We start from the raw sequence: 7,915 nt of genomic DNA, 5'->3' as shown, positions 1-7,915 counted from the left end.
AGGAACTAACGACACGCGACACTAGCAGGTCGCGCGGGTCCGAGTGGCGGGCGAACACCCCGCAGGAGCACACGATCATGTCCGTGCCGGCGGCCGTCACTCGCGGGATGAACTCCTCGGCAGCGTCAACACTGCTGGCCTCAACCACCACGTCGGCCGCCTCGATGGCGTCGGTGATCTCCTCGTCCGTGCTGCGGGAGCGGAGCACATCGCCGAGCCCGGCCCCGGGGACGTCGCCCCGCTCGAGTGCTTCGATGACCGCGCCGCCGATCGCGCCGGCACCGATCACGGCGACCACCAGCGGCCGAGTGCGCGCGGCCTGATCGGCTGAGCCGGTCACATCGACCGGGCTCGCCGCGGAACCGGCCGGGTCGGGCGAGGGGGAGCGCGGAGGGGTCATGGTGAGGCCACCGTACCTACTTTGATCAGCCGGGACCTGTCGGTGTGGGACGTGCCGGCCACCTGTCCGGCCCGCCCGAATCCCCGTTGGCCTGTTGCGCACATCACACAGTGTATGTGATGCTCGTCACAACTTGACGGAGCGTCAAGTTTGATCGACACCCCGTCCACGGAACCCCTCCCCGCGGACGCACCCTTCGCCGAAGGACACCAGCATGGCCTTCACCCTCCCCGAATCGCAGATCCCCCTCGACATCGATTTCGACCCCGACCACCTCCGTCAGCGTTTCGAGGCGGACAAGCAGGCCCGCCTGCGCCGGGACCAACTGGCCCAGTTCCAGGGCCTGGAGGACCTCCTCGAGGTGGACGACGCCGATCCGTTCTCCGACCCGATCACCCGCGAGCCGGTCACCGAGGAGCTCGACACCCTGGTCCTGGGAGGCGGGTTCGGGGGGCTAACCGCCGGTGCCTACCTCACGCAGAACGGCGTCGAGGACTTCCGGATCGTCGAGTACGGCGGCGACTTCGGCGGTACCTGGTACTGGAACCGCTACCCGGGCGTCCAGTGCGACATCGAATCGCACATCTACATGCCGCTGCTCGAGGAGACCGGGTACATCCCCAGCCAGCGGTACGCCGACGGCTCCGAGATCTTCGAGCACGCCCAGCGCATCGGCCGGCACTACGACCTCTACGACAAGACCTACTTCCAGACCCGCGCCACCCACGCGCAGTGGGACGAGCAGGCCCAGCGATGGGAGGTCACCACCGACCGCGGCGACCGGTTCCGCACTCGCGTCCTCATGCGCTCCAACGGCGCACTGACCAAGCCGCAGTTGCCGAAGGTGCCCGGGATCGCGGACTTCGAGGGCAAGATCTTCCACACCAGCCGCTGGGACTACGACTACACCGGCGGATCGGCGGCCGGGAACCTGGAGAACCTGCGCGACAAGCGCGTCGCCGTGGTGGGCACCGGCGCCACCGGCGTGCAGGTGGTGCCCTACCTCGGTGAGGACGCCAAGGAGTTGATCGTGGTGCAGCGCACGCCGAGCGTCGTGCAGCCGCGCAACAACCGCAAGACCGACCCGCGGTGGGCCGAGTCGCTCCAGCCCCGTTGGCAGTACGAGCGGCACGACAACTTCAACGGGATCATCTCCGGGCACGAGGTGGACGGGAACCTGGTCGACGACGGCTGGACCCACCTGTTCCCGCAGTTGACGGGCCAGCCCCTGGTGGACACGCCCGTCGGTGAACTCCCGGAGGCGGACCAGGCGCTGGTCGCCGAGCTCGCGGACATGAAGCTGCTCATGGGCGCCCATCAGCGGGTCGACTCGATCGTCACGGATCCCGCGACCGCCGACGGTCTCAAGCCGTGGTTCGGCTACATGTGCAAGCGCCCCTGCTTCAACGACGAGTACCTGCAGACGTTCAACCGGCCCAATGTCACGCTGGCCGCGTCGCCGACCGGGATCGACGGGATCACCTCCACGGGGATCGTGGTGGCGGGCACGCACTACGAGGTCGACTGCATCATCTTCGCCACCGGCTTCGAGACCGGGTCCGGCCCGGCGGGCATCTACGGCTACGACGTGATCGGGCGCGAGGGTCACTCGATGCAGGAGTACTTTTCCGAGGGGGCCCGGACCTTCCACGGGTTCTTCACCCACGGTTTCCCGAACTTCGTCGAGCTGGGGATGTCGCAGACCGCCTACTACGTCAACTTCGTCTACATGCTCGACCGCAAGGCCCGGCACGCCGCTCGGCTCGTCAAGCACCTGCTGGACAACGATCTCGGCACTTTCGAGCCGACGGCCGAGGCCGAGGCCGAGGCCGACTGGGTCGCCGAGGTGCGCCGGTCCAACGAGCCGCGCGAGGCGTACTGGGGTGGGTGCACTCCGGGGTACTACAACGGGCAGGGCGAGGTGTCCAAGGCCGTGTTCCGCGACGTGTACAACTCGTCGGAGATCGACTTCTGGAACATGATCGAGGACTGGTGGAACTCGGGTCGATTCGAGGGCCTGGTCTTCGAGTCGTCCCACACCGCGGTCCCGGTCGCCTGAGCGACGGGCCGCACGCCTGACGGACCCCGCGCCCCGCGACCCTAGGATTGGCGATCATGGTTTCCGGCCCGTCACCGACACCGGCCTCCGACGCTGTCGACGGCCGTCGCAGGCGTATCCCGAAGGGCGAAGTCCAGCGGCAGGTCATCCTCGACGGGTTCGAGGGACTGCTCGAGCAGATGCCGGCATCGGACATCTCGGTCAAGGACATCACCGAGGCCGCGGGGATCAAGCGGCCGAACTTCTACTTCTACTTCGAGTCCAAGAACGAGGTGCTGGGGGAGCTGGTCGGGCGGGCCTGGGACGCCTGGATCGACACCGTCGGGAGCTACCACCGGCGGGCCGGGGAATCGCACTCCGACTACTTCGACCGGCTCTTCGGCCAGTCCTACGCCGCGTGGGTGGAACACGACCAGGTGATGGTGGCCGGAGTACAGGCGACCGGATACGACGACAAGGTGAGGTCCCGCTGGACCGAGTTGGTGACGGGGTTGAACACTCACCTCGCGGAGCAGATGGGGCAGGACGCGGAGGCCGGGCTGATCGCCCCGTTGTCCGATGACCACGGGGCGATCGTCGACAGGCTGACGGACATGATCGTCATGGCCTTCTACCAGGACCGGTCGCTCAAGCCCGCCGAAGCCGAGTCGGCCCGGATGCTGGCGTCCATCAAGGCGATCTGGTTGGGGGCGTGGGGAGTGGCGGACGACCGGTGACGCGCGAGCCCGGGCCCGTCCCGCTCGCACTGACGGGACGAGCCCGGGCTGCTACCCGGCGCTACCGACTACTCGGTGCTGCCGACGAGCATGGTCGGGGTGACGCCGAGGTTGGCGCCGTCCGCGGCCAGGGCCCGGCCCTCCTCGGTGGACATCGCGGCACCCATCGCCTCGGCGTCCGCGAAGAACAACTGGGCCATGAGATGGAACTCGGGTGCGGATCCGTCCGGGCCGGGCAGGAAGCGCGTAACCTTGGCATCCTCGAGGCCGGGCACCTTGTGGGCGAGGGGGATATGCGTCCCGATGTAGTACTCGTCGAACTTCTCGACATCATCGGGCGTGGGGTACAGGACGGTGAGAGTGATCAAGGGAATCCTTTCGAGGGGCGCCCGGCCCGATGGCCGACCGTGGGGTGTCGTAGCGGTGATGATGCCGCAGACCACGGCGCCACGGGCCCGGTCCGTCAGGCGAGTCCTCGGAGTCGTGATCGCCGGCGCCCCGAACCTGGCCACCTGGATGGTGATGGGCGCAGGCATCGGTGTGGTCGTGGGGAGCGTCGCCGAACTGTGGCGTGACGTGGCACGCCGAACAGCTCACGGACCCACGCCCACCGCGCACTGATCACAGACCACCGCGGTACCGGCCGCGGCCCTATCGTGGTGTGATCCGATCCCGAGAACTCCGGAAGGACCGATCTGCCATGACCGCCATCACCACCGTCGACCGCGGCCCCCGCGTCGTCGCCCGCAGTGTCACCGTCAACGCCCCCGCCGAGGAGCTGTTCGGGCTCGTCACCGACCCGCGCAAGCACGGGCTCGTCGACGGTTCGGGGACCGTCAAGAGCAACGTCAAGGGCCCGTCGTCCCTGTCCGAGGGCGCCAAGTTCACCACCTCGATGCGCATGTACGGCGTCCCGTACCGCATCACCAGCACGGTCACCGAGTACATCGATACGCCCGACCAGAAGGTCATCGAGTGGGCGCACCCCGCGGGCCACCGCTGGCGCTGGGAGTTCACCCCGACCGCGGATGGGCGCACGGAGGTCACCGAGTGCTTCGATCCCCGGCCCTCGAAGATCGGCAAGGTCTTCGAGAAGATCGGCGTCGCCGACCAGAACGCGTCCGGCATCACCGAGACGCTCTCGCGCCTGGCCGCGAAGTACGAGACCGCGGGCTAGCCGCGGCCGGCCGGCCCGACACGGCCGCGTGCAGCCCGGTAGCGGGCGATGAGGGCCGCTGTCGAGGAATCCAGGTCGACTCCGCCTGGGCCGACTCCGCCGGGTTCGGTATCGCCGGGTTCGTCGGAGGCGAGTGCCGGGTAGAGGTCGCGGGCCTGTTTCTTCCCCAATTCGACCCCCCACTGGTCGAACGCGTTGATGTTCCAGATCGCCCCCTGGACAAAGACGACGTGTTCGTACAGGGCGATGAGCTGACCGAGGACGCCGGGAGACAGCGAGGGCGCGAGGATCGTCGTCGAGGGACGGTTGCCGGGCATCACCCGGTGAGGGACGAGAGCGGCCTCGGTGTCGTCGGCCCTCAGCTCGGCCTCGGTCCGGCCGAAAGCCAGCACCCGGGACTGGGCGAACATGTTGCTCACGAGCAGGTCGTGCATGGCGACACGGTCGTCGGCCGCCATCGTCCCGTCCGAGGGGCGGGCGATGCCGATGAAGTCGACGGGGACGAGGTGGGTGCCCTGGTGCAGGAGTTGGAAGAACGCGTGCTGACCGTTCGTCCCCGGCTCACCCCAGTAGATCTCCCCGGTGGGGTAGTCCACCGGGGAGCCGTCGAGCCGGACCGATTTGCCCAACGACTCCATGGTCAGCTGCTGGAGGTACGCGGGGAACCGGGCGAGATCGTGCGCATAGGGGATGACGGCCTTGGACTGGGCCCCCAGGAAACTCGTGTACCAGACGCCGAGCAGCCCCATGAGCAGGGGCGCGTTGCGGTCATCCGCCGCGGTGGCGAAGTGCTCGTCCATCGTGTGCATGCCGTCCAGGAACTCGGTGAAGACCCCGGGCCCGAGGGTGATCATGCAGCTGAGCCCGATCGCGGACCCCACGGAGAAGCGGCCACCGACCCAGTCCCAGAAGCCGAACACCGCCTCCTCGGCGATGCCGAACGCGGCCACCTCGTCGGACGCTGTCGAGACCGCGACGAAGTGCGCGGCCACGGCGTCCTCCGCGCCGAGGCGATCGAGAAACCATCGACGGGCGGCGTGGGCGTTCGCGAGGGTCTCCTGGGTGGTGAACGTCTTGGAGGCGACGATCACCAGGGTCGTCTCGGGGTCGATCCCGGCCAGGGTGGAGTCGAGGTCGCGGGGGTCGACGTTCGACACGTAGTGGGCGGTGATCCCGCCGGTCTGCAGGGGGCGTAGGGCCCGGTCGACCATCGCGGGCCCGAGATCCGATCCGCCGATGCCGATGTTGAGGACGGTGGTGATCTTCTTGCCGGTGTACCCGGTCCATTCCCCGCTCCGGACCCGCTCGGCGAAGGCGGTCATCATCCGGAGGGTCTCGTGGACGTCGGCGACCACGTCGCGACCATCCAGGGTCAGCGTGTCGCCGGCGTCTCGTCGGAGGGCCGTGTGCAGGACGGCCCGGCCCTCCGTGGTGTTGATGCGGTCGCCGCGGAACATGGCCGCGCGGCGGACTGGCAGGTCCGCGACGCGAGCGAGGCCGAGGAGCGCGGAGACGACCTCATCGGTGACCAGGTTCTTGGACAGGTCGATGTAGAGATCGCCTGCCGTCACGCCCAGTCGGCTCCCGCGGTCGGGGTCTCGGTCGAACAACTCACGCAGGGTGGTCTCACCCGTCGAGGCGGCCAGCGCCTCGACCGCTCGCCACTCATCGGTGGTGCTGATGTCCATGTCGATGCTGTTCACGGGCAGTCCTTCGGTGTGGTGGCGGAGGGGGCGAGGCTGACGATACCGTGGTGTACACAATTGACTACAGTTTCCGTACGCAGGTGACTACAGTGGCGGTGGCGGGTCGACGCACCCGCCCGGCTGCACCGACGTGAAAGGCCTCGATGACCACCACGAGCACGACGATGCTCCCCGCCCGTGCCGCGGCCCGCCTGTCGGGCAAGGTGGCTGTCGTGACCGGCGCCGGTCAGGGTGTGGGCCGGGGCATAGCCCTCGCGCTGGCGGAATCCGGAGCCGCGGTGGTGCCGCTCGCGGAACCGATGCCGCTGGACGAGTACTCGGACGCCGCGTTCCGCACGGCAAGGGAGGCGATCCGGTCGCTCACCCGGGCGGCAGCCTGTGAACGGGGTCCTGACGGGATCCGAGCGCTCGCTGTCGCCCCCCACGCCCACAGCCCCGGACTCGACCGGTGGATGCGCCACAACCCGGAGGAGGGCGAACAGTTCATCGCCGGCATACCGGCCGGGCGGGTGGGCGACCCCGTGGCAGACATCGGCCGGCCCGTGGCGTGGCTGTGCACGGCGGAGGCGTCCTACCTCACCGGCGTGACCATTCCGCTCGACGGCGGTCAGTCCCGCTGGGGCTGACCACCGCGTCCATCGTTTCCGACAGAAGAGGTCACATCATGCAGTTCTCCGTTCCGGTCGCGTTCAGCCCGATCGACCAACTCCTCGGCCTGGCCCGCGCGGCCGAGGACGCGGGCTTCGCCCGCGTCACGCTTCCCGATTCGCTGTTCCTGCCCCACCGGCAGGACACCGACTACCCGTACACGCCCGACGGGGCGCGGATGTGGGACGAGCACACCCCGTGGGTCGAACCCCTGACCGCGATCGCTGCGATGGGTGTGGCCACCTCGACCATCAGGTTCTGCCCGCAGGTCCTCAAACTCGGACCCCGTCAGCCCCTGCTGCTGGCGCGGCAGTTGTCCACGGTCTCCCACCTGACCGGCGGACGCATCGACCTGGGGGTGGGGATCGGATGGGACCCCAACGAGTTCGCGTGGTGTGGAGTCCCCTACCCGGGGCGTGGCAAGAGGGTCGACGAGATGCTCGAGATCATCCGCCTGGCCGGTGACGGCGGGTGGTTCGAATACCACGGTGAGCACTTCGACTTCGACCGCCTCACACTGGATCCGCCGCCCGTGGCCCAGGTGCCGTTCTACGTGGGCGGGCACACCGCTCCGGCGCTGCGCCGAGCCGTCCGGATCGGCCAGGGGTGGACCTCGGCGATGATGGGATTCGACGAGATCGCCGCCACCATCACCCGCCTCGGAGAACTACTCGAGGCCGACGGCCGCTCCCTCGCCGACCGCGGGGACGGCCGACCGTTCGAGGTTCAGGTGGCCTGCACCGACCGATACGGCAGCCGCGGTTTCGCCCAACTCGAAGAGGCGGGGGTCACCGATGTCATCGTCATCCCGTGGTTGATCGAGGGCCACGGATACGACGCCCCGCTGGACGCCAAGTGCGAGTCGATCGCCCGGTTCGGCGAGAAGTACATCAGCGCATGACCTCGACACACATCAACCACACCGCTACGACCCCAAGGAGCCCCGCATGCCCGACACCCCGTCCCTGAAGCTCGGTTACAAGGCGTCGGCCGAGCAGTTTGGTCCGCGTGATCTGGTGGAGTTCGCCGTGCTGGCGGAGCAGGCGGGGATGGATTCGGCGACGGTGTCGGATCATTTCCAGCCCTGGCGTCACGACGGTGGTCATGCGCCGTTCTCGTTGGCGTGGATGACGGCGGTGGGTGAGCGTACCGAGCGGCTGCAGTTGGGCACCTCGGTGCTGACGCCGACGTTCCGGTACAACCCGGCGG

Annotated in this window: 9 protein-coding genes and 1 pseudogene; 7 read left to right on the top strand and 3 right to left on the bottom strand. The window is 68.6% G+C overall.

Going from position 1 to position 7,915, the window contains the following annotated elements; translation table 11 throughout:
* Positions 1 to 400, bottom strand: a pseudogene (locus tag AYO52_RS13220) (hypothetical protein); the annotation flags it as partial.
* Positions 401 to 614: 214 nt separating this feature from the next.
* On the opposite strand from AYO52_RS13220, the gene AYO52_RS13215 reads away from it, so the two are divergent.
* On the top strand, positions 615 to 2,459 hold the full coding sequence (locus AYO52_RS13215) for an NAD(P)/FAD-dependent oxidoreductase (RefSeq protein ID WP_067718203.1): 1,845 nt from the start codon (positions 615 to 617) through the stop codon (positions 2,457 to 2,459).
* A 56-nt stretch (positions 2,460 to 2,515) separates the two neighbouring features.
* Entirely contained in the window at positions 2,516 to 3,175 is a 660-nt protein-coding gene (locus AYO52_RS13210; protein ID WP_067718200.1) for a TetR/AcrR family transcriptional regulator, read from the top strand.
* Between the two features lie 68 nt (positions 3,176 to 3,243).
* Here AYO52_RS13210 and AYO52_RS18375 read toward each other — a convergent pair whose 3' ends face one another.
* The gene (locus AYO52_RS18375) at positions 3,244 to 3,543 is read right to left on the bottom strand and encodes an EthD family reductase (protein ID WP_067718197.1); all 300 of its coding nucleotides are present in this window, start codon (positions 3,541 to 3,543) and stop codon (positions 3,244 to 3,246) included.
* 58 nt (positions 3,544 to 3,601) lie between these two features.
* Here AYO52_RS18375 and AYO52_RS18370 point away from each other — a divergent pair, with 58 nt between their 5' ends.
* Positions 3,602 to 3,796, top strand: coding sequence for a hypothetical protein (locus AYO52_RS18370; RefSeq protein ID WP_067718194.1), 195 nt, complete (start codon positions 3,602 to 3,604; stop codon positions 3,794 to 3,796).
* Positions 3,797 to 3,875: 79 nt separating this feature from the next.
* The gene (locus AYO52_RS13195; RefSeq protein WP_067718191.1) at positions 3,876 to 4,352 is read left to right on the top strand and encodes an SRPBCC family protein; all 477 of its coding nucleotides are present in this window, start codon (positions 3,876 to 3,878) and stop codon (positions 4,350 to 4,352) included.
* Here AYO52_RS13195 and pgi read toward each other — a convergent pair.
* The gene (gene pgi, locus AYO52_RS13190; protein WP_067718206.1) at positions 4,349 to 6,040 is read right to left on the bottom strand and encodes a glucose-6-phosphate isomerase; all 1,692 of its coding nucleotides are present in this window, start codon (positions 6,038 to 6,040) and stop codon (positions 4,349 to 4,351) included. The genes AYO52_RS13195 and pgi overlap by 4 nt on opposite strands.
* Before the next feature lie 161 nt (positions 6,041 to 6,201).
* Between pgi and AYO52_RS13185 the strand changes: the two genes are divergently transcribed.
* From AYO52_RS13185 to AYO52_RS13175, 3 genes are all read left to right on the top strand, one after another.
* Complete coding sequence (locus AYO52_RS13185; protein ID WP_067718189.1) at positions 6,202 to 6,684, top strand: SDR family NAD(P)-dependent oxidoreductase; 483 nt, start codon at positions 6,202 to 6,204, stop codon at positions 6,682 to 6,684.
* Between the two features lie 38 nt (positions 6,685 to 6,722).
* Positions 6,723 to 7,607: a TIGR03619 family F420-dependent LLM class oxidoreductase gene (locus AYO52_RS13180; RefSeq protein ID WP_067718186.1), complete on the top strand. Its 885-nt coding sequence runs from the start codon at positions 6,723 to 6,725 to the stop codon at positions 7,605 to 7,607.
* Positions 7,608 to 7,653: 46 nt separating this feature from the next.
* Positions 7,654 to 7,915 (top strand): LLM class flavin-dependent oxidoreductase (locus AYO52_RS13175; protein WP_156523612.1); only part of this gene is annotated, 262 nt, incomplete at its 3' end.

The organism is Dietzia sp. 111N12-1 (genome assembly GCF_001658045.1).
Classification (GTDB): Bacteria; Actinomycetota; Actinomycetes; order Mycobacteriales; family Mycobacteriaceae; genus Dietzia; species Dietzia kunjamensis.
Note: the sequence above shows the minus strand (reverse complement) of the source record. Positions and strands in the feature narration are given on the sequence as shown.